Below are 20423 nucleotides of genomic sequence, written 5' to 3' on the forward strand. Positions count from 1 at the left end.
GTAATAGTAGTAGGGCTTGTTGATAATGTGGAAAAGACTATTTTTGTCACTCTTGTTAAGCAGAATACCCTGTTACTTATTTGTTGATAATATTTTATGTTATCAACAAGTTGAGCTACATTGTTTTTAAGGTACCGCTTATTTCATTAATAAGGTCTGCTAACGAAGAGTCATTTTTTAAAGCTGTAGAAATTTTATCATATGCATGAATAACTGTAGTATGATCTCTACCTCCAAATTCTTCACCAACTTTAGGTAAGGAAGAATTAGTTAATTCTCTTGAGAGGTACATGGCAATTTGGCGCGGATAAGCAATATTTCTGGTACGTCTTTTTGATTTAAAATCTTCCATCTTTAAGCCAAAGTGCTGGGATACAGCTTTTTGAATTGCTTTTATGGTAATTGGTTTTGGGTTATTCATTTGTACTATAGCTTTAAGTGCTTCTTCGGCTAACTCCAAAGATATTTCTCGATTTATTAGCGATGCATAAGCCACTACCCTAACCAAAGCCCCCTCTAATTCCCGAATGTTTGATTGAATCTTATTGGCAATAAAAGCCATAACATCATTAGGAAGATTTAATCCTTCCAAGGTAGCTTTTTTACGTAAGATAGCAATCCGGGTTTCGTAGTCTGGCGCCTGCATATCAGTAATTAAACCCCATTCGAACCTTGACCTTAAACGGTCTTCAAGAGTTGGAATTTCTTTTGGAGGGCGGTCACTAGAAATTATAATTTGTTTATTAGCTTCATAGAGAGAATTAAAGGTATGAAAGAATTCTTCCTGAGTACGTTCTTTACCTTCTAAGAATTGAATATCATCTACTAACAGTACATCAATATTTCGGTATTTGTTTCTAAATTCCACGGTCTTATCAAATCGAATGGCGTTAATTAATTCGTTAGTGAATTTTTCGGAAGTTACATAAACTACGTTATGAGTGGGTAGTTGGGATAAAACATAATGACCGATTGCATGCATCAGATGAGTTTTTCCTAACCCCACTCCCCCATAAATAAATAAAGGGTTATACGCTTTTGCGGGAGCTTCCGCAACGGCTAGGGATGCTGCATGGGCAAAGCGATTATTATTGCCAATGACAAAAGTATCAAAAGTATATTTTTGATTAAGATGAAAGGAATGAGCATTGTTTTCAGCATCTTCGGTGTCCTTATAGTGGAGGCTTTGCGTTTTTTGTTTTTCAGGCGTAGTGGATAAAGTTTCTCCAGGTAGTACAAAACGTAAAGTAATGGTTTCCTTTAAAATTAATTCGACGGTACTTTTAATAAGATGGTAGTAGCGGTTTTCTAACCAATCTTTTGCAAATTCATTAGGAACGGAAATAATTGCAGTGTTACCAGAGAAGGAAGCCAAGCTGGTATTTTTAAGCCAGGTTTCAAAGCTCGGTTTGCTTAATTCGGTTTCTAAAATATCTAAAGCTTGCTGCCATAAGTCTATTATTTGGTCGGATTGCGTCATAATAAACCTCCTCGAGTTAACATAAAACATCCACACGAAAGGAAAACTTCTGTGGATAAGAAAAAATACTTATGTTTTAATAGAATCAATGAATTAAAGCAGGGTAAATTTGGAAACAATGATTAATAATGAGGTTATCCACAACTTTAAGATAGATTGATGGTGAATAAGGTAAGAATGGAGGATAATTCCCTTTCTAAAGGATTTTCTAAAGGATTTACTAAAATTTGCATATTAATCATAGCAAAATTTATCCACAATATCAACACGGAATATCGTGTTCTATGTGGGTTTTTGTGGATAACATTATTGTATTGCTTCTATTTTCTTGACTGCCGCTATGGATTCGTATATAATTGCTTTATGTCTAAAGGTAAATAAAGGGGGTAAGTAACAATGAAACGAACGTACAAGCCAAAAAGAAGGAAACATAAAAGGGTTCACGGTTTTAGAAGCCGGATGAATAGTAAAGCCGGGCGCAAGGTAGTTAGTAGTCGTCGTCGTAAAGGGAGAAAAAGACTTTCAGCTTAAGGCCGCGTTCAGGTGGCCTTTTACCATTTAATGAGGAAATGTTTATTATTATTATTTTTGGGTACAATAAAAAGTTCGCTAGATTTAAGGTGAAATAAATGCTAGCTGGTGAGAATCGTTTAAAAAGAAAAAAAGATTTTAACAGAGTTTATAGATACGGAAAGTCTTATGCTAACGATATTTTGGTTATTTATGTTTTTGCTAATAACTTAAGCCCAACTAGAATTGGATTTTCGGTATCTAAAAAAGTGGGCAAAGCGGTTCTGAGAAATCGTATTAAGCGTGTTCTTAGAGAAATGTGCCGAGAAAATTTAGACCAGTTTCCTAGTGGCTATGATATTATTTTCATTGCTCGGCAGAAAATAAAAGGAATTAATCAACACTTGATAGAAGTAAAACTATTGCAGTTATTGGAAAAGGCAGGAAAAAAAAGTGGTGCTTTTAAATGACAAGAGTCTTTATATACATTATAAAAATGTATCAAAAATATATTTCCGCAATTATAGGTAGACATTGTCGCTTTTATCCTACATGTTCTCAATATTCTGTAGAGGCCTTGGAGCACTATGGTTTTGTGAAGGGCTTAATCTTAAGTGGTAAGAGAATAATCAGGTGTCATCCCTGGAATGACGGTGGTTATGACCCTGTAATTAAAAATGAAAAAGGGAGGTGAACCCACTAAAATCTTGTGGTTTTAGAGGGGACAAATTTGTGGGCTAGTTTAGTGGATTTTATATCCCAATCGATTCAGTTTTTTTACATACTCACCTTAAAGCTCGGAATACCTAACTATGGATTAGCGATTATTCTCTTCACCATAGTAATTAAAGTAATTTTATACCCATTAACACATAAGCAAATGGATGCAATGCGCAAAATGCAGGAATTGCAGCCTAAAATTAAAGAGGTCCAAAAAAAACACAAGAACGACTCTCAAAAGTCTCAACAGGCTATGATGGAATTATACCGTGAACATGGTGCTAATCCTTTGTCGGGATGTTGGCCGTTATTAATTCAAATGCCTATTCTTTTTGCTTTATTTAGGTCTTTGCGAGTATTTTTTGATCCAGTGCAACACCCTGTGTATGTAAACCTTACTCATGCGTCATTTTTTTGGGTAAAAAATCTCGGGAACGCCGACCCATTTATTCTACCTGTTTTAGTTGGTATTACTACTTTTTTACAGCAAAAAGTTACTACTACTGGAACGGACCAAACCCAGAAAACAATGTTATATGTAATGCCGATTTTTTTGGCTTGGGTAAGTAGAAATTTTCCGGGAGGATTAGCTCTTTATTGGGTGGTATTCAGCATTTTGGGTACTGTTCAACAGATTTATATTAATAAGCAGTCTACTGGCGTGCGGGAGGAGGCAAAAGGTAAATGAGAAGTATTGAAGTTTCTGCAAAAACAGTGGATGATGCTGTTAGTCAGGCCTTGCACGAATTACAGGTGGACAAGGACAGAGTTCAAATTGAAGTATTGGAAGAAGCACAAAAAGGATTATTTGGGTTATTAGGTGTAAAAATGGCCCGGGTTAAAGTGACTATAAGTGATACCCCAGCAAAAATGGCCCGGGAGTTTTTGGAGAAGGTTTTTAAAAACATTAATGTTACTGTGGTCATTGAGGAAACAATAACAGAGGACTATGTATATTTTTCGTTTGCCGGTAAAGACTTAGGTATTCTTATCGGTAGAAGGGGTGAAACCTTGGATGCCCTTCAATATTTAACGAACCTCGTAGTGAACCGAAAAATAGAAGAAAGAGTACGGTTTATTTTGGATGTTGAAGGGTATCGGAAAAGAAGAGAACAAACTCTGCAAAATTTGGCCCTTAAGTTATCAGATAAGGTAAAGAATACTGGTAAGAAAGTGATACTGGAGCCGATGAACCCTCACGAAAGGCGCATCATTCATACCGCACTACAACAGGATAATACGGTGCACACCTTCAGCGAGGGAGAAGAACCGTATAGAAAAGTAGTTATAAACCTCAAGAAGTAACCTAAGCCCAGTAATGGCCACATTACTGGGCTTTATACAATTTATTAATTTAGGAGAAACTTAAAGGAGATACTATCTGTAATGGGAGTGATTGTGTGATTGAAGATACGATTACAGCCATTGCTACCCCTATAGGTACTGGTGGAATAGGAATTATTAGATTGAGTGGCTCTAATTCTTTGGCTATTGCCGACAAAATGTTTAATTCATGGAATGAAGTTAAAGTCCATGAAATACCGTCTTTTAATTTAAGATTAGGATATGTCATTGATCCGGGGGACGGGGAAGTATTTGATGAAGTGTTACTTTCGGTAATGAGGGCCCCGAAAAGTTTTACGGGTGAGGATGTAGTAGAAATTAACTGTCATGGCGGGCCTATTGTAATGGAAAAGATTCTACGCTTAACTTTAGAACTTGGGGCTAGGATGGCTGAAGCAGGTGAATTTACCAAAAGAGCATTTTTAAATGGGCGAATTGACTTGGCTCAGGCTGAAGCGGTAATTGATGTTATTGAAGCAAAGACAGATTTGGCGTTGGGTGTTGCAGTAAATCAACTTCATGGAAATATATCGGAGAGAATTGGATATCTTCAAAAGCGCTTAGTTAGCGTGTTAGCTCAAATGGAAGCTAGTATCGATTTTCCTGAAGATGTCGGTGAAATTGATTGTAGTGAAACACGCCGTATTTTATTAAATATAAAAGAAACTATTCATTCGATGATAGCAGAGGGACAGCGGGGAAAAATATTAAGAGAAGGCCTAACCACTGTAATTATTGGGAAGCCCAATGTAGGTAAATCCAGCCTGCTCAACGCATTGGTCAAGGAAAATCGTGCTATTGTTACCGAATTTCCTGGTACCACTCGGGATGCGATTGAAGAGGTAATTAATCTGGATGGACTGCCTTTAAGGATCGTGGATACTGCTGGCATTAGGGAGACCGGAGATGTTGTAGAAAAAATTGGAGTTGACCGTGCCAAAAAATTATTAGCCGAAGCAGACTTGGTTTTGTTTGTTGTTGATGCTGCCACGATGCTTACAGAAGATGATAAGTTGATTGCCCGCGAACTTAATAAAGATAATACTATAGTATTATTGAACAAACATGACTTAAAGAATATTGAAATGACCGAAAGATTTATTAATGAGACCTTGCCAGAGTTCCAATCATTAAAGATTTCGGCGAAGGAAAAATGGGGACTTGACAAGTTACCTATATTAATTAGAGATAAGGTATTTGGCAACAATATTGTTGCCAAGGATAGAAATATTGTTACTAGGAGCCGTCATTTATCTGCTTTGAATAAAGCGGTAAACTATTTAAATGAAGCTATTAACGGGCTGGAAAACGGCAATATGGTTGACCTTTTAACTATTGATATAAGAGGGGCATGGGACAGTCTCGGGGAAATCACGGGAGAAACTATTGCTGAAGATGTTTTAAATACTATCTTCAAGGAATTCTGTATTGGTAAATGAGGTGTTGTAATGACCTATAGTGCAGGATCATATGATGTAATCGTTATTGGTGCCGGTCATGCTGGGTGCGAAGCTGCTTTAGCTGCGGCAAGATTAAAATGTCGTACGCTACTTTTAACTATTAGTTTGGATAATGTCGCCCTTATGCCGTGTAATCCTGCAGTCGGCGGGCCGGCTAAAGGTCATTTGGTAAGAGAAGTTGATGCGTTGGGGGGACAGATTGGGCTTAACACCGATAAAACTTTTATTCAAATAAGGATGCTCAATACTGGTAAAGGACCTGCAGTTCATGCGTTGAGAGCTCAGGCCGATAAACAACTTTACCAACAGGAAATGACATTGACTTTGGAAACCCAAGATAATCTGGATGTTAAACAAGCGATCGTTCATAAAATTCTCAATCAGGGGAATCAAGTATCCGGGGTTCAAACTCATACGGGAGCGCAGTTTTTTGCGCCCACCGTGGTAGTTACTACCGGTACTTACCTTAGAGGAAAAGTTATTGTTGGTGATGTTCAGTTCCCTGGTGGACCTAACGGCCAATTTCCTGCTAACGACCTTTATTATAGCTTGAAGGAATTAGGTATAAAAATGGGGCGGTTTAAGACCGGTACACCAGCACGAGTTGATCGGCGTAGTTTGGACTTTTCTGTTATGAATGAACAACCTGGTGACGATGGTCCATTGGCATTTTCTTTTCTGACGGAGCAGCCGGTGAGGCCGCATGTTCCATGCTGGTTGACTTATACCAATGTAAAGACCCATCAAGTGATACATAATAATTTACACCGTTCGCCTTTGTACAGCGGCATTATAGAAGGTGTAGGGCCTCGCTATTGTCCCTCAATTGAAGATAAGGTAGTTCGTTTTGCTGATAAGGACAGTCACCAAATTTTCGTTGAACCTGAAGGAATGTTTACTTATGAGATGTATGTACAAGGCATGTCCACCAGTTTACCGGAAGACGTGCAAATTGAAATGCTTCAATCTATCAAAGGGTTTGAGAATGTTAAGATGATGCGACCTGGCTATGCCATTGAATATGATTATGTAGAGCCCAAACAATTAGAAATTAGTTTGGAAACCAAGACCATTCAAGGACTTTTCACCGCGGGTCAGATAAATGGGACATCTGGTTATGAGGAAGCTGCAGCCCAGGGTATTATGGCGGGGATTAACGCTGCGTTATTGGTCAAAGGTGAGGCGCCGTTCCTGCTTAAACGGTCAGATGCCTATATTGGTGTGCTAATTGACGATTTGATTACTAAAGGAACTCAAGAACCATACAGAATGCTTACATCCAGGGCGGAATATCGCTTGCTCTTAAGACAGGATAATGCTGATTTACGGCTTACTCCCAAGGGGCGTAAGCTAGGACTAGTTGATGATCATAGATGGAAAAAATTTGAATTTAAAAGACAGCAGGTAGAGGAAGAGATTAAACGTTTAGGGCTGCACCATGTAACCCCTGGAGACAAAGAATTAGAAGCGTATCTTTTCTCCCTCAATAGCAGTCCCTTAAAAAAAAGTCACAGTATGGCAGAGTTGATACGACGGCCTGAATTGGATTATGATTTAGTAAAAACTTTTGCACCCACACCCGATCCTTTACATGATGATGCCGCCGAACAGGTAGAGATTCAAATAAAATATGAGGGTTATATCAGGAAACAGGAGGAGCAGGTAAAACGATTTATCAAGCTGGAACAACGACGACTACCCACCGACGTAAATTACGATGACATAAAAGGTCTATCTAGAGAGGCACAGCAAAAGCTTAATGAGGTACGACCAGTATCAATTGGACATGCTTCACGTATTTCCGGGGTAAACCCAGCGGACATAAATGTCCTTCTTATTTACTTGGAACAACAAAAGAGGGGCTTTAAATAATGAATAAAGCTATAAACATTTTTAAACAATGCTTAGACAATCGAAATATTTGTCTAGGTATGGACCAGGAAAGACAAATCGAAATGTTTTTGGATTTGTTGAAACAGTGGAATAAAAAAATGAACCTTACAGCCATTGAAGACCCACAGGATAGTGCGATTAAGCACTTGTATGATTCTCTGACGGTGGCATTGGATAGTGGAATTAGAATAGATAGAACAATTAAACTGATAGATATAGGATCGGGAGCAGGTTTTCCGGGAATCCCCCTAAAAATTTTCTGCGAGCAATGGAATGTTACCTTAGTTGACTCATTAAAGAAAAGGGTAGGTTTTTTAAAAACGGTTATTGACCAACTTGATTTGAGCGGCACGTCTGTCATTTGGGGAAGAGCGGAAGAGCTAGGTCAGGATGACAATTTGCGGGAACAGTTTGATGTAGTTACTGCCAGAGCTGTAGCCCCCATTAATGTATTAGCTGAATACTGCTTACCTCTAGCAGCAGTCGGTGGTAACTGTATATTTATGAAAGGCCCCGGGGCACAAGAGGAAGTGACTTTAGCCGGCAGCGCAATTGAAACCCTAGGTGGGGGTGAGGTCCGGATAGAGAAAGTTGTGTTGCCCCAAATACTGCATCAGAGATGCTTGGTAATCATTAAAAAAGTAAAGTCTACGCCAAGGGGATACCCTCGGCGCCCCGGAATACCTTCCAAAAGGCCATTATAGTCAGCCAACCGGATGAGAGTCCGGTTTTTTTAATGCAAATTCACTTCTCTCTGCAGGGAACTGGAATGAATTGTGGAATAAAATAGTAAGATTTAGGTGTGGTTAGGTGGTGCAACAATAGTGGCAAAGGTAATAGCAATTGCAAATCAAAAAGGTGGAGTGGCCAAGACCACTACAGCAGTAAATCTTGGTGCCTGCATGGCAGAATTGGGTAAAAAAGTTCTTCTCGTGGATATTGACCCCCAAGGGAACGCCAGCAGTGGTTTGGGTATCAGTAGAGTGGAATTGGAACATTGCATCTACGATGTATTGATCAACAATATGCCGCCGGCCAGCGTAGCTAAAGACACTGAAATAAAGGGTTTAACTATCATACCTGCTACTATTCAGTTGGCAGGGGCAGAGATAGAATTGGTATCGGCCATATCCAGGGAGATGAAGTTAAAAAAAGCGATAAAAGAAATAAGACAAGATTATGATTTTATTCTTATTGATTGTCCCCCATCTCTTGGTCTATTAACATTAAACGCTCTTACAGCGGCGGATACACTGATAATCCCTATTCAGTGCGAGTATTACGCATTAGAAGGATTGGGACAATTACTCAATACTGTTCAGTTAGTTCAAAAGCACCTAAATCCCCAATTAGAGTTAGAAGGGGTGGTGTTGACTATGTTTGATGCGAGGACAAACTTGTCAATACAGGTGGTGGATGAAGTGAAGAATCATTTTAAGGGGAAGGTTTTTTCTTCCATTGTACCGCGAAATGTACGCTTAAGTGAGGCACCTAGCCATGGAAAACCGGTTATTACGTATGACCCGAAGTCCCGGGGTGCGGAAGTTTATTTCGAACTGGCAAAGGAAGTGATGGAAAATGGCCAATAAGAGAGGGTTGGGCAAGGGACTGCAAGCCCTAATCCCTAATGGTGACACTATGGCGGTGGAAGGAACAATTAGAGAAATTCCGATTAAAGACATTAAACCAAATACATATCAGCCGCGGCGAATATTTTCTGAGGATAAATTAAAGGAATTAGCTCAATCTATCAAGGAGAACGGTGTCATTCAACCAATAGTTGTAAGAAAAATAGGTGCTGATAAATACCAATTAATTGCTGGAGAAAGGCGCTGGCGAGCATGTAATCTGTTAGAGCAGGAAAAAATTCCGGCGGTTATCAAAGATTTGGGTGACAGGCAGGTTACGGAGTTGGCATTAATTGAAAACATCCAGCGAGAGGACCTCAACGCTATCGAAGAGGCATGGGCCTATAAAACTCTATTGGAAGAGTTCGGCTTAACTCAGGAAAAATTAGCTGGACGGATTGGTAAAAGCAGGTCAGCTATTACTAATGCATTACGCCTATTAAACCTGGAGTGTGATGTACAAGATCTCTTAACCTTAGGGGTTATTTCCATGGGACATGCCCGGGCATTATTATCTATTTCAGATGCGGAAAAACAAGTGGCATTGGCGAGACAGGTGGCGGATAAAGGTCTTTCAGTACGGGAGACAGAACGATTAGTAAAAAACACTGCGGAAGGCCGCACTGCTAGAAAGACAGCCGATCAAAAAGTTTTACCAGAAATAATTTCTCTCCAGGAAAAGTTAGAGGAGCAACTCAGCACAAAGGTAGTCATTAAACATGGTGACAATAAAGGAAGAATACTGATCGATTACTACGATAATCAAGACCTAAATCGCATTCTGATGCTTATAGGGGTGAGCGACTAATTGTTTCATGTGAAACATCGGAGAATAATGTTTCACATGAAACATGTAGCAGATAAGCTTCAGATATACTAACTTTAAATCCCGTATATTTCAAGTTGGTGTTTGGGTAATCTAAGTTTAACTTAATGACAGGGGCTAAGTGGTATAGAGCTCATTTAGTTGCTTGCCCGAAAATCAGTAGAGGCTCGTAACTATTTAAATAGGTAAAGATGGAAGATCGAAATAAAGCGGGGCTTTGCCCTGCTTGATTTTTTACCGAGGAGAGGTCAGATGATATATTTTGATAATGCTGCTAGTTCGTGGCCTAAACCCCCGCAAGTAATCGATGCAGTGCGGGAAGCACTGGAGGATAGCGGTGCCAATCCAGGACGATCGGGGCATAGGTTGGCGCGCAAGGCCGCGGGTCATGTATACGAGGCGCGCAAAAGGTTGGCACGGTTCATCGGCGCCGAAAAAGAAGAACGAGTAGTATTCACCGCTAATGCAACAGAGGCGTTAAACACTGCGATAAATGGTGTTCTTAAACAGGGGGACCATGTGGTCACTACTGTTTTGGAGCATAATTCCATGTTGAGGCCGTTGTATTTACTAAAAAAGAAAGGCGTTGATGTGAGCATAGTGTCATGTGACGCATCCGGAAAAATCCGACCGGACCAAATCGAGCACCATATCAAGCTTAATACCAAACTCGTGGCGTTAACCCATGCATCTAATGTAACCGGAACCATACAACCAATAGCTGCCATTGCTGAAATTGCTAGACGCAGAGGAGTTTTGTTGCTAGTAGATGCCGCGCAGACCGCCGGTGCGTATCCACTGGATGTAAGTGCTCTTGGCATAGATATGCTAGCTATGACGGGACATAAAGCTTTTTCTGGACCCCAGGGCACAGGGGCATTGTATGTCTCTCCCGGTACGGCTTTGTTACCTTTGAAGGTAGGCGGTACTGGAAGTTTTTCGGAATTAGAACAACAACCCGAAGGATTTCCTGATTACCTGGAAAGCGGCACACTTAACGGACCGGGCTTAGCAGGACTGGCAGCAGCGCTGGAATTTTTAGAAGAGACCGGACTAAACGAGATCATGGAACATGAACAGCTGCTGTTAAGCAGGTTGGTGACTATGTTAAGGAATATTGAAGGGGTCATCGTTTATGGACATCAGGCAGGGGTATCCCATGTGCCTGTAGTCTCATTTAACATTCATAATTGCGATCCTGCGGAAGTCAGCTTTGCCCTAGATCGGATTTACGATATGGCTGTAAGACCGGGACTCCATTGTGCGCCTCTAGCACATAAGGCATTGGCTACATACCCGCAAGGAACTGTTAGGGCAAGTCTATCATATTTTAATACACTCGTAGAGGTAGACAATTTTATTGAAGCTATTGAACAAATAACTCATGATCTATAAAGCTGACTTGAGAGGAGGAATTGTTTTTGTGGGGGACGGTTGTTAATGCTTTAGCCATAGTTAGTGGGGCAATATTGGGCAAAATATTAGGCAGGTCATTTGCTGATAATCTAAAGATTACGGTAATGCAGGGATTAGGCTTGGGCGTATTACTGGTAGGGATACAGATGGCAATGCAGACAAATAATGTATTGATTGTAATCTTTAGCTTAGTGCTTGGCGGCATCACCGGGGAATTGTTGCGGTTAGAGTGGCATCTGGATAATTTAGGGCGTTATCTTGAAAGTAGAGTCAATAAAGAGAATGGGCGGCAAAGTACTTTCGCCCAGGGTTTTGTTACGGCCAGCTTGATATATTGTGTCGGCGCAATGGCTATAATGGGGGCATTGGAATCAGGGTTGACGGGGCAACATCGTACATTATATGCTAAATCACTTTTGGACGGTGTTATGTCAATCATGCTCAGTTCAACATTGGGGTTGGGAGTAGCATTTTCTGCCCTGCCGGTATTTGTTTATCAAGGGAGTATAACCTTATTGGCTCGATGGATAGGGATGTTATTAAACGAAGCGGTAATAGCAGAAATGACCGCTACTGGCGGGGTTCTGATTATTGGTATTGCTCTTGGTATTTTAGAAATACGTAAGATAAATGTAGGTAACTTATTACCGGCAGTTGTTTTTGCTTTTATTCTGGGGCAAGTCTTTTTAACATAAAGATTCGTGCCAGCTGATTTGATCAAGGACTACAGATGTTAATTACCTGATAAATGACTGCTTTTTGGTAAGAAGTGTCCAAGGGGTTGATAGTATGTCCGCAGAAACACCATATTTGGCCTTAGATAAAGATAAATTAAAGGCAAATATTAAAGATATGGCTCTTTTTTCAGAAAAAGAAGGAGTTGTGCTGCGCCCCCATGTAAAGGCTCATAAGCTGCGCCCTATTGCGGATATGCAAATGCGCGCGGGGGCAGTAGGATTGACTGTATCAAAATTAGCTGAAATGGAAGTCTTTTTATCCGGTGGAATAAAGAATATCTTCTTGGCTTACCAACTGGTCTCTCGGCAAAAAATTCAGAGAATGCTTGAAATCACATACGATGCGATGATCCGAGTGGCGATAGACAATCCTATCCACATCGATATATTAAGTGAGATAGCAAACCAACGACATAGACAGGTCGAAGTATTAGTGGAGGTGGATACTGGTTTGCAACGCTGCGGGGTAGCTACGGCTGAAGAAGCGTTGGGCTTAGTCAAATTGATCAAACAGCGGGATGGAGTACTGTTTAAAGGGATAATGACTCATGCTGGACATGTGTATGCTGCCCGTTCTTATGAGCAGGTACTTCAAATTGGTGAGCAAGAAGGAAAGACTATGGTGGAATTAGCCGACTACCTTGATTCGAAAGGATACTGTTCGGATGTTATTTCGGTAGGGTCAACGCCCACTGCAAAAATATCTGGTAGTATTGATGGGGTGACGGAGATAAGGCCTGGAAATTATGTTTTTTATGATGCTATGCAGGTAGGTTTAGGGGTAGTGCCGCCAGAAAGGTGTGCCTTAATTGTTTGCGCCACGGTGATTAGTAGGGCTCATAATGACCGACGACTAGTTATTGATGCCGGCAGTAAGACACTAGCTTTAGATAAAGGGGCCCATGGGGTGGAGCAGGTCAAGGGTTTCGGTATAATTAAGGGTTTTCCGCATCTTTTATTGGAGCGACTTTCCGAAGAGCATGGCATAATAAGTGTCCTAAGTGACGGCGATATACCTCAAGTGGGCGACCAATTGGAAATAATACCCAACCACGCATGTCCTGTAATTAATTTGGCTGACAGGGTCTTCATCAAAGAAAAAGGCAGGGTTAAGGAAAGTTGGGTGATAGATGCGCGGGGAAAAGTTCAATGATGGGTAAGTAAGCAGAAGTTACGTTTCAAAGTAGCGTAACTTCTGCTTATTTATTTAGCCTATTTATTATTGGTGGTGGACTGCCATGCTAATACCTTTGCTTCGTCATATACTTCTTTTAGTGGTACCCTTGAGCTAACGGCTAGGTCTAGGCAATCCTGGTATTCTGGAGCTATGATTATGGAAGTACCAAAGGTTGAAATTTTTACGTTGACTGGGCCATGAATAGTGTTTACCGCAATGAACTTCCTTTGAGCAGTAACTCTGGTCTCCTCGCGAAATCTAAAGCCAAGGGATGTGGTTTCAGTTTGGAAAACATTCATCAATTTCTGAAGGTCTCCCGGGTTACAAAGAGCAGTTACCAATGTGCCGGGTCTATTACCTTTCATGTATACCGGCGTATAAAAAACATCTAGTGCGCCGGCCTGGAATAGATTTTGCATGAGATAGCCAAAAAACTCAGGATTCATGTCGTCAATGTTGGTTTCAATAATGGAAATGCGTTCCCAGTAGGTGCTGTGGCTGCCGCTTTGGCCAATTAAAACCCTAGCAGCATTTGGAATAGGTAAATCTCTAGAGCCTGCCCCAAAGCCAGTCTTTTCTAATATAAAGTTAGCCGACTCACTAAAGTTAGCCAGTGTTGTCATTAGAGCGGCGCCGGTGGGGGTAGTTAATTCGCCGTGACAACCGGGCGGGGGTTCTCCTATGGGGAAACCTTCCATTAATCTTAATACAGCCGGGCCCGGTACGGGCAAAGTGCCGTGCTCACATTTGACAAAGCCACTTCCAAACGGTAAAGGCGAACAATATATCTTTTTGATACCCAGGAGATGTAGTGCTAATACTGTGCCAACAATATCTACAATGGCATCTATGGCTCCGACTTCATGGAAATGAACATCTTCCACAGAACAGTTGTGTGCAGCCGCTTCAGCTGCAGCAAGACGCTTAAAAACTTCAAAACTTCGTTCTTTCACGATGATGGGCAGGGTGCTGTTGAAGATTATGTCCTTAATATGCCATAAATGACGATGCTCGTCCTGAGACTGAAAAGTGACATTGACCAGTGTAGTTGCCAAACCGTTTTTGACTACGGCGCTCTTTTGGAGCGAGTATCCCTCCAGGGGAAGATTATTCTGTAAGGTATCTAAAAAGAGGGGCCAATCTAGTCCTGCGTCTGCCAAGGCACCTAAAAACATATTACCGCTTATACCGGTGGGACATTGAAAAATAGCAGTTTTCACTAAATCACTCCTTCGCTCGAACAATGCTGCTGGCCAAAGCGGCGGCACCGAACCCGTTATCGATGTTAACAACGCCGATACCGGTGGCACAACTGTTAAGCATGGCCAACAGTGCAGAAAGTCCATTAAAACTGGCTCCATAACCGACGCTGGTAGGAACTGCTATTACGGGCTTATCAACCAGTCCGGCCACGACAGATGCCAGCGCCCCTTCCATTCCCGCCACAACAATTAAAGCAATACTCTTTTCAAATTGGTCTTGCTTATCTAAAAGACGGTGAATACCAGCAACACCTACATCATAAAGCCGAATAACTTGGTGCCCCATCAATTCACAGCAGATGGCGGCCTCTTCAGCAACCGGCTGGTCGGCAGTGCCAGCACTGATTATTGAAACAGACCCTTTTTTATTTGACGGTTGCCCGCTATCTCTGGTAATTAATTTGGACATAGAATGGTATCTGGCGTCAGAAACTTGGGCCGCTACAGCGGCGTACATTTCCTCATTAGCTCTGGTAGCAATAATGCGGTGATTATTTTTGGCCAAAGCCGCGAAAATTACAGCCACCTGTTCAGCTGTTTTACCTTGGCAAAAAATCACCTCAGGGAAGCCGTTGCGCAAGGCGCGATGATGATCGATTTTCGCAAAACCTAGGTCTTCATAATGTAGATGCTTTAACTTTTTTAATGCATCTGCAGGCGCTAATGAACCTCCTGCCACCTGCTTCAATAGTTGTTCAAGGTAACTGTGGTTCATGAGGCAGTCCTCCAGTTAGTATTTCGTTCATACTACCGCTTCTAAAGCCCTTTAGATCTAATGTAACATAGGCAAAACCCAGGTCCTCAAAATAAGAGACAGTTTCTTGGGAAATATCCATAAATTTAGAAAAAGAATCTGTGGGTATCTCAATGCGAGCTAAATTATCATGGTGTCTGACGCGTAAATGAGATAACCCCCTGTTTTGCAAAAAGGCCTCCGCTTTTTCCACCTGTAATAGTTTTTCTGGTGTAATTTGGTGACCATATGGAAATCGGGAAGAAAGACAGGCCATAGCGGGCTTATCCCAAGTGGGGAGCCCCAACATTTTCGAAAGCTCTCTAATATCATTTTTGGTTAGCCCAGCTTCCTGCAGCGGACTGCGTACACCTAGTTCGTCCCTCGCTTTTAGACCGGGCCGAAAATCACCGGCATCATCAGCATTGGCCCCGTCTGCAACATTCAAAACATTTTTACTGATAGCAAGATTCTTAAGTTTCGTAAAAAGTTCTTTCTTACAGTAGTAGCAGCGGGACGGCGAATTGTTTGTAAAGTTATCCTTCGTCAGTTCCTCTGTTTTAATAGAAACATGGTTGATACCGATTTGTTTGACCAGGGCAAGGGCTTCTTGGTATTCACTTTCGGGCATAGTCTCGGACATAGATGTCACAGCTAAAGCTTTTGTTCCCAATTGGTCATAGGCAACTTTGGCTAAAAAGGTGCTGTCCACCCCTCCCGAAAAGGCAATGCAAACGCTGCCCATTTCCTGCAGAATGAGCTGCAAATTATGCAGCTTTGCTTTTAACATTGTATCCTCTCCCCATATAAAGCTCTTAAGGCATAAAACCCGCTTATTCAGGCGAAGTCTATTTTAACTGATTTTAATATACCGCGACTACCCTGTCAATCAAACCGGAATTATCAGGTACTGAAAGGAATTTTTCGTTTCCGTGTTGAATACAACCCAAGGCATTAGACAAAGGAGTGAATGTAAAGCTATGGAGCAACTGTTACAGCAAATCGGTGGCACTACGGCCATAGTGCTGTCGGGACTAACTGCAGTTTTACTGCTTATAGTCTTTCTTTTATGGTTGAAAATCAACGCGATAGGAAACAAATATTACCTATTTATGAAGGGAAGCAGCAGAACCAGTTTAGAGCAGCGACTGATCGAGTATCAGGAGGAAATGTCAGATATAAGAACACAGTTGGGGGATATTTCAAGGAGGCTAGCTTTCGTAGAGCAAATGCAGCCCGGTTATATGCAGAAAACAGGGTTGATAAGATACAATGCCTTTGATGATGTGGGTAGTGACCTAAGTTTTGCCTTGGCACTTTTGAACGAACATGGAGATGGTTTTATTTTGAGCAGTTTATATGCTCGCGACGAGACCCGGATTTATGCAAAACCTGTGGAAAAAGGCTTATCCACTTATCAATTAACTGAGGAAGAGCAATCTGCCATAGACAAAGCTCAGAAAGAATAAATAATATTAAAAGAGGGCCGAGACATGGAAAATCATGTGATAGTAAACTTTCATGCAGGTAGACATAAGACGAAGCAACTGTGGCACCAGGTGCGGGAGGACCTGCGAAAGACTGGTTGGTATTTGGTAGAACATGAAACCCGTTACCCAGGGCACGCTACCGTTTTAGCTCAGGAAGCAGTCAAACAGGGAGCAAAAAGGTTGATTGCGGTCGGAGGGGATGGCACACTAAATGAAGCAGTAAACGGTTTGGCAGGTAGTAGGGTGGCCCTGGGGGTTATTCCTACAGGTACTGGAAATGATTTTGCTAGATCGGTCGGAATTTCAGCGGACCCACTGCAAGCAATAGTACAAATGTACACTGGAAAAGAGCAAAGAATTGATTTAGGTTGGGTGGGAGAAAGGTATTTTCTTAATGCTTGCGGAATTGGTTTTGATGCTCAGGTTGCGAATTTGATTAACGAAGGGTTTAAAAAAATCACTGGAAAAACCGCTTATTTACTGGCAGCGGTAAAGGTTTTTTTATCATTTCGCCCTCAACCGGTGCTTATAGAGGTAGATGGAAAGATAATTGAAAAGAAGATCGTTTTGGTAGCGGTTACCAATGGCCGCTATTATGGCGGGGGCATAAAAATCTCACCTCGGGCCGAAGTGGATGACGGGTTGCTGGATATTTGTATTGTTGAGGACCTATCCCGGCCGCAATTTGTTAAGAATTTCCCCAGTATATACTCAGGGGAACATGTTAAGCATCCAAAAGTATCCTTGCTACAAGGAAGAAGAATTGTGGTTAAAGGGAATGAAGTACTTAAAGCACATATAGACGGGGAAATCAACGGCGGGCTGCCGTTAAGTTATAGTGTGCAACCGGGCGCACTATCGCTTTTGATGCCAGTCAATATGTAGGTAAGGATAAAGAATATGGATAATGGAGACCCTACTGTTTAAAAAGGAGTGTAGGGTTAAATTGAAGCGGATAATTGTGCAAGAAGGGCTCGAGGAAATTAAAGCAGAACTTGATAACAGGGGTTTTGAAACTATAAGCGGCGAAGGTAATGTTGATGCTGCCGCGGTTATTTATAGTGGTGTAAGTTGTGATTGGGAAGGGACGCCGACGGTAACAAATGATTGGGTCCAAGGAAGTGAGACGCCGCTTTTGATTAATGCTGTCGGCATGACTGCCGATGAGGCGGCAGATTTGATTGTTTCACGTGTAGGGGATAATTAGGCAGGAAGGATTTGTATGAAATGATAAGTTTAGCAGAAGTGAAAGAGTACCACGAAATTAAGGCCTATATGGAAAAAGGGCACGAATACCTTGGCACCATGGGAGCGATTGAACATAGTTATAGACATATTGACCGGGTTGCAATAAACAGCAAAAAGATACTTTCCACCCTGGGTTTCCACCCGCGCACCGCAGAGTTGGGTGCCATTGCGGGATATCTTCATGATTTAGGCAACTTTATAAATAGATATAACCATGGTCGCAATGGTGCATTGGTAGTTAGATTAATATTACAACGGATGAACATGAGTCTTGATGAAATCACAATGATTTTACCTGCTATAGGAAACCATGAAGAACAAACCGGGGTGGCAGTCACTCCCATAACTGCTGCGGTAATAATTGCCGATAAAGTTGATGTGCATGGATCTCGTGTCAGGAAAAGGGATATCTCTAGTTTTACTACCCGAGACCGGGTAAACTATGCGGCAAAACATTCTGAATTGGAGATAGAAGACGGTGCAGACCGAGTCATCAGGATGAAATTGGAGATTGATACGAAGGTTTGCTCAGTAATGGAGTACTTTGAAATATTTATGACAAAGATGGTCCTTTGCCGCAGGGCTGCTGAAAAACTGGAATGTCGTTTTGAGTTAGTAATAAACGGAGATAAACTTTTATAAGAAGAACCCACCGCCCCTTATACGGTGGGTTCTTCTTATTGTACTAAGTAAGCGTTTGAGGAGGTTCTTACCTTTCTAATTCCCAGCATTATGCTAGTGGAAATCAGAGTGGCCATGCGCATGACGATGCTAAGCCTTGTATTTTGCAAGACAAAATACTCCATATAACCGCTTACATTAACGATGCCGGTATAATGAACATGCCCGATAGTCGGGAGGCTTTTATTTACCCCGGCTCCAGGTCGAACAGGCCCAGCGGATAATGTGATACTGCCCACGCTTTCACTTTGTCCCAGACAGGCATCTATGGCAATTATGATGGGATTATTCAAATCCTTTTCCAACTGTCGAAGTTTATCAATCATGTTACTGGCATGGACAGGATCATCAAGTGTACCGTAAATACTCAGGTCGGGAATGGCGAACTCTTTTAGTTTGCTGCCTGTGAGCGGACCTAAACTATCACCGGTAGACCGGTCTGTGCCGATGGCTACCACTGCTACTGGTCTGACATTGTTACTATTTAGATGCAGCAGGTGTTTACCTAGGTTGCTGCTTAACTTTTGACTGGCTAAAGGGTCTTGGTGGTCCAGCTTTAGTTTGGGCGGCAATGTATTTGCTTTGTAGGCCAATCTGTTAAAGAATGAATAACCGTTCATATTTGTCTCCTTTTGCCTTTGTTGCCTAGAGTATATGCTTTTTTACCTTACTTTATTCAAGGGACAGTTTTGGTCCCGAAAATAAAATTGGGCAAAGTCACAACTTGACTGCATAAACATTAGGCGGAGGGGGGAAAATTGTGCGTCAGAAATATGTTACATTGCAGGTAGCAGCAACATATATGGGAGCGGTAATAGGTGCTGGTTTTGCATCGGGCCAGGAATTAGTATACTTTTTTGTTCGGTACAAGAATGCTGGATTTTTGGGGCTCGGGTTGACTGGGGTATTATTTGCATTATTGGGAATGCTTACGATAAAAATGGTCAATCACTTTGAAGTTGGCTCTTACACAGAGTTAATTACCAAGACCATGGGACGGGGCGTCGGTAGAGCGCTAGATATTTGGTTAACCATTTTCCTCTTCGTGGGTTTGTGCATTATGTTAGCGGGAAGCGCTGCAGTATTTGTGGAACATCTCAAAGCACCTTTTTGGGTGGGTTTGCTTCTTACAGTAGTTTGTTTATTATCTGCCCTGTTGGCAGGCGGCGAGGGTATTTTGCTTTTTAATACCTGCTTAATGCCACTATTACTAATAATTACACTTATTGTAAGTTTTTCGGCGGTGGGGCAGGAAGCCGCGGTTAATGGAGAATTCTTGGCTATGGATGCAGTTAATACTGGTTTATTGGGCGAAAGTTGGCTTTTGGCCAGTGTCCTTTATGTATCATACAATATGATTATAGGGGTGGTCGTGCTCACTTCTATTCCGTTAGAATTGCGGCGAAATAGCTTGTGGGGAGGGATGTTGGGCGGCCTTGCATTGGGTTTCTTAGGGTTAGTGATGGCCTGGGCATTGGGTTATTATTATCCTCAGGTTCTTGCTTATGAAATACCCATGTTGTTCGTTGCCGGTCAGGTGAACCCGCTGCTAAAACTTCCTTATACCATGGCTCTATGGTTTGCTATGCTGACCACAGCCTTGGCCAATGCCTTCAGCTTAGCCCAAAGGATGTCTGGTGGGGGACGGGACTACCACCGGACGGTACTTGTAATACTGGCCCTTGCTTTACCTTTTGCCGGGCTGAGTTTTGCCCAGATGGTTACCAATATATACCCACTATTTGGCTATATTGGTTTATTTGTAATCTTACTAATATTTGTAAGTGGCTTTATTAAATACCTGAAGCAGCTGTAATT

23 protein-coding genes are annotated in these 20423 nt (G+C 41.7%); 18 read left to right on the top strand and 5 right to left on the bottom strand.

Annotated features, from left to right (window positions below):
* Positions 1–115 precede the first annotated feature (115 nt).
* The gene (gene dnaA, locus MFMK1_RS01650; RefSeq protein ID WP_366923436.1) at positions 116–1480 is read right to left on the bottom strand and encodes a chromosomal replication initiator protein DnaA; all 1365 of its coding nucleotides are present in this window, start codon (positions 1478–1480) and stop codon (positions 116–118) included.
* 396 nt (positions 1481–1876) lie between these two features.
* On the opposite strand from dnaA, the gene rpmH reads away from it, so the two are divergent.
* From rpmH to MFMK1_RS01715, 13 genes are all read left to right on the top strand, one after another.
* Positions 1877–2011, top strand: coding sequence for a 50S ribosomal protein L34 (gene rpmH, locus MFMK1_RS01655; RefSeq protein WP_366923437.1), 135 nt, complete (start codon positions 1877–1879; stop codon positions 2009–2011).
* 98 nt (positions 2012–2109) lie between these two features.
* Positions 2110–2460, top strand: coding sequence for a ribonuclease P protein component (gene rnpA, locus MFMK1_RS01660; RefSeq protein ID WP_366923438.1), 351 nt, complete (start codon positions 2110–2112; stop codon positions 2458–2460).
* Complete coding sequence (gene yidD, locus MFMK1_RS01665) at positions 2457–2684, top strand: membrane protein insertion efficiency factor YidD (RefSeq protein ID WP_366923439.1); 228 nt, start codon at positions 2457–2459, stop codon at positions 2682–2684. The genes rnpA and yidD overlap by 4 nt, the downstream gene beginning before the upstream one ends.
* Positions 2685–2720: 36 nt before the next feature.
* Positions 2721–3398, top strand: a complete 678-nt coding sequence (locus MFMK1_RS01670; protein WP_366923440.1) for a YidC/Oxa1 family membrane protein insertase — start codon at positions 2721–2723, stop codon at positions 3396–3398.
* Entirely contained in the window at positions 3395–4015 is a 621-nt protein-coding gene (jag, locus tag MFMK1_RS01675) for an RNA-binding cell elongation regulator Jag/EloR (protein WP_366923441.1), read from the top strand. The genes MFMK1_RS01670 and jag overlap by 4 nt, the downstream gene beginning before the upstream one ends.
* 95 nt (positions 4016–4110) lie before the next feature.
* On the top strand, positions 4111–5493 hold the full coding sequence (mnmE, locus tag MFMK1_RS01680) for a tRNA uridine-5-carboxymethylaminomethyl(34) synthesis GTPase MnmE (RefSeq protein ID WP_366923442.1): 1383 nt from the start codon (positions 4111–4113) through the stop codon (positions 5491–5493).
* Between the two features lie 9 nt (positions 5494–5502).
* Positions 5503–7386 carry a tRNA uridine-5-carboxymethylaminomethyl(34) synthesis enzyme MnmG gene (gene mnmG, locus MFMK1_RS01685; RefSeq protein WP_366923443.1) on the top strand — a complete coding sequence of 628 codons (1884 nt, stop codon included), beginning with the start codon at positions 5503–5505 and terminating at the stop codon, positions 7384–7386.
* Positions 7386–8111: a 16S rRNA (guanine(527)-N(7))-methyltransferase RsmG gene (gene rsmG, locus MFMK1_RS01690; RefSeq protein WP_366923444.1), complete on the top strand. Its 726-nt coding sequence runs from the start codon at positions 7386–7388 to the stop codon at positions 8109–8111. The genes mnmG and rsmG overlap by 1 nt, the downstream gene beginning before the upstream one ends.
* A 120-nt stretch (positions 8112–8231) precedes the next feature.
* A complete protein-coding gene (locus tag MFMK1_RS01695) occupies positions 8232–8996 on the top strand; it encodes a ParA family protein (protein WP_366923445.1) in 765 nt (254 codons plus the stop codon).
* A complete protein-coding gene (locus MFMK1_RS01700; RefSeq protein WP_366923446.1) occupies positions 8986–9843 on the top strand; it encodes a ParB/RepB/Spo0J family partition protein in 858 nt (285 codons plus the stop codon). Before MFMK1_RS01695 ends, MFMK1_RS01700 begins: the two co-directional genes overlap by 11 nt.
* Before the next feature lie 270 nt (positions 9844–10113).
* Entirely contained in the window at positions 10114–11256 is a 1143-nt protein-coding gene (locus MFMK1_RS01705) for an aminotransferase class V-fold PLP-dependent enzyme (RefSeq protein ID WP_366923447.1), read from the top strand.
* 26 nt (positions 11257–11282) lie between these two features.
* A complete protein-coding gene (locus tag MFMK1_RS01710) occupies positions 11283–11972 on the top strand; it encodes a DUF554 domain-containing protein (protein ID WP_366923448.1) in 690 nt (229 codons plus the stop codon).
* A 94-nt stretch (positions 11973–12066) separates the two neighbouring features.
* The gene (locus tag MFMK1_RS01715; RefSeq protein ID WP_366923449.1) at positions 12067–13167 is read left to right on the top strand and encodes an alanine racemase; all 1101 of its coding nucleotides are present in this window, start codon (positions 12067–12069) and stop codon (positions 13165–13167) included.
* A 59-nt stretch (positions 13168–13226) separates the two neighbouring features.
* Here the strand turns inward: MFMK1_RS01715 and larC are convergent, their stop codons facing one another.
* The 3 genes from larC to larE are packed head-to-tail and all read right to left on the bottom strand — an operon-like array spanning position 13227 to position 15976.
* A complete protein-coding gene (larC, locus tag MFMK1_RS01720; RefSeq protein ID WP_366923450.1) occupies positions 13227–14411 on the bottom strand; it encodes a nickel pincer cofactor biosynthesis protein LarC in 1185 nt (394 codons plus the stop codon).
* A 4-nt stretch (positions 14412–14415) separates the two neighbouring features.
* Positions 14416–15168, bottom strand: a complete 753-nt coding sequence (gene larB / locus MFMK1_RS01725) for a nickel pincer cofactor biosynthesis protein LarB (RefSeq protein WP_366923451.1) — start codon at positions 15166–15168, stop codon at positions 14416–14418.
* On the bottom strand, positions 15149–15976 hold the full coding sequence (larE, locus tag MFMK1_RS01730; protein ID WP_366923452.1) for an ATP-dependent sacrificial sulfur transferase LarE: 828 nt from the start codon (positions 15974–15976) through the stop codon (positions 15149–15151). Before larE ends, larB begins: the two co-directional genes overlap by 20 nt.
* 190 nt (positions 15977–16166) lie before the next feature.
* Here larE and MFMK1_RS01735 point away from each other — a divergent pair, with 190 nt between their 5' ends.
* From MFMK1_RS01735 to MFMK1_RS01750, 4 genes are all read left to right on the top strand, one after another.
* The gene (locus MFMK1_RS01735) at positions 16167–16655 is read left to right on the top strand and encodes a DUF4446 family protein (RefSeq protein ID WP_366923453.1); all 489 of its coding nucleotides are present in this window, start codon (positions 16167–16169) and stop codon (positions 16653–16655) included.
* Between the two features lie 24 nt (positions 16656–16679).
* The gene (locus MFMK1_RS01740; RefSeq protein ID WP_366923454.1) at positions 16680–17561 is read left to right on the top strand and encodes a diacylglycerol/lipid kinase family protein; all 882 of its coding nucleotides are present in this window, start codon (positions 16680–16682) and stop codon (positions 17559–17561) included.
* A gap of 61 nt (positions 17562–17622) precedes the next feature.
* On the top strand, positions 17623–17883 hold the full coding sequence (locus MFMK1_RS01745) for a YkuS family protein (protein ID WP_366923455.1): 261 nt from the start codon (positions 17623–17625) through the stop codon (positions 17881–17883).
* Between the two features lie 20 nt (positions 17884–17903).
* On the top strand, positions 17904–18566 hold the full coding sequence (locus MFMK1_RS01750; RefSeq protein ID WP_366923456.1) for an HD domain-containing protein: 663 nt from the start codon (positions 17904–17906) through the stop codon (positions 18564–18566).
* Between the two features lie 35 nt (positions 18567–18601).
* Here MFMK1_RS01750 and yyaC read toward each other — a convergent pair whose 3' ends face one another.
* The gene (yyaC, locus tag MFMK1_RS01755) at positions 18602–19225 is read right to left on the bottom strand and encodes a spore protease YyaC (protein ID WP_366923457.1); all 624 of its coding nucleotides are present in this window, start codon (positions 19223–19225) and stop codon (positions 18602–18604) included.
* Between the two features lie 140 nt (positions 19226–19365).
* On the opposite strand from yyaC, the gene MFMK1_RS01760 reads away from it, so the two are divergent.
* Entirely contained in the window at positions 19366–20421 is a 1056-nt protein-coding gene (locus MFMK1_RS01760) for a YkvI family membrane protein (protein WP_366923458.1), read from the top strand.
* Positions 20422–20423: the final 2 nt, after the last annotated feature.

This window comes from Metallumcola ferriviriculae (genome assembly GCF_035573695.1).
Classification (GTDB): Bacteria; Bacillota; JADQBR01; order JADQBR01; family JADQBR01; genus Metallumcola; species Metallumcola ferriviriculae.

What these genes read in the sequence shown, in the direction of transcription:
- dnaA (WP_366923436.1), bottom strand. Translation starts at nt 1,480, where the DNA reads ATGACGCAATCCGACCAAATAATAGACTTATGGCAGCAAGCTTTAGAT.
- rpmH (WP_366923437.1), top strand. Translation starts at nt 1,877, where the DNA reads ATGAAACGAACGTACAAGCCAAAAAGAAGGAAACATAAAAGGGTTCAC.
- rnpA (WP_366923438.1), top strand. Translation starts at nt 2,110, where the DNA reads ATGCTAGCTGGTGAGAATCGTTTAAAAAGAAAAAAAGATTTTAACAGA.
- yidD (WP_366923439.1), top strand. Translation starts at nt 2,457, where the DNA reads ATGACAAGAGTCTTTATATACATTATAAAAATGTATCAAAAATATATT.
- jag (WP_366923441.1), top strand. Translation starts at nt 3,395, where the DNA reads ATGAGAAGTATTGAAGTTTCTGCAAAAACAGTGGATGATGCTGTTAGT.
- mnmG (WP_366923443.1), top strand. Translation starts at nt 5,503, where the DNA reads ATGACCTATAGTGCAGGATCATATGATGTAATCGTTATTGGTGCCGGT.
- rsmG (WP_366923444.1), top strand. Translation starts at nt 7,386, where the DNA reads ATGAATAAAGCTATAAACATTTTTAAACAATGCTTAGACAATCGAAAT.
- MFMK1_RS01700 (WP_366923446.1), top strand. Translation starts at nt 8,986, where the DNA reads ATGGCCAATAAGAGAGGGTTGGGCAAGGGACTGCAAGCCCTAATCCCT.
- MFMK1_RS01705 (WP_366923447.1), top strand. Translation starts at nt 10,114, where the DNA reads ATGATATATTTTGATAATGCTGCTAGTTCGTGGCCTAAACCCCCGCAA.
- MFMK1_RS01715 (WP_366923449.1), top strand. Translation starts at nt 12,067, where the DNA reads ATGTCCGCAGAAACACCATATTTGGCCTTAGATAAAGATAAATTAAAG.
- larB (WP_366923451.1), bottom strand. Translation starts at nt 15,168, where the DNA reads ATGAACCACAGTTACCTTGAACAACTATTGAAGCAGGTGGCAGGAGGT.
- larE (WP_366923452.1), bottom strand. Translation starts at nt 15,976, where the DNA reads ATGTTAAAAGCAAAGCTGCATAATTTGCAGCTCATTCTGCAGGAAATG.
- MFMK1_RS01735 (WP_366923453.1), top strand. Translation starts at nt 16,167, where the DNA reads ATGGAGCAACTGTTACAGCAAATCGGTGGCACTACGGCCATAGTGCTG.
- MFMK1_RS01740 (WP_366923454.1), top strand. Translation starts at nt 16,680, where the DNA reads ATGGAAAATCATGTGATAGTAAACTTTCATGCAGGTAGACATAAGACG.
- MFMK1_RS01750 (WP_366923456.1), top strand. Translation starts at nt 17,904, where the DNA reads ATGATAAGTTTAGCAGAAGTGAAAGAGTACCACGAAATTAAGGCCTAT.
- yyaC (WP_366923457.1), bottom strand. Translation starts at nt 19,225, where the DNA reads ATGAACGGTTATTCATTCTTTAACAGATTGGCCTACAAAGCAAATACA.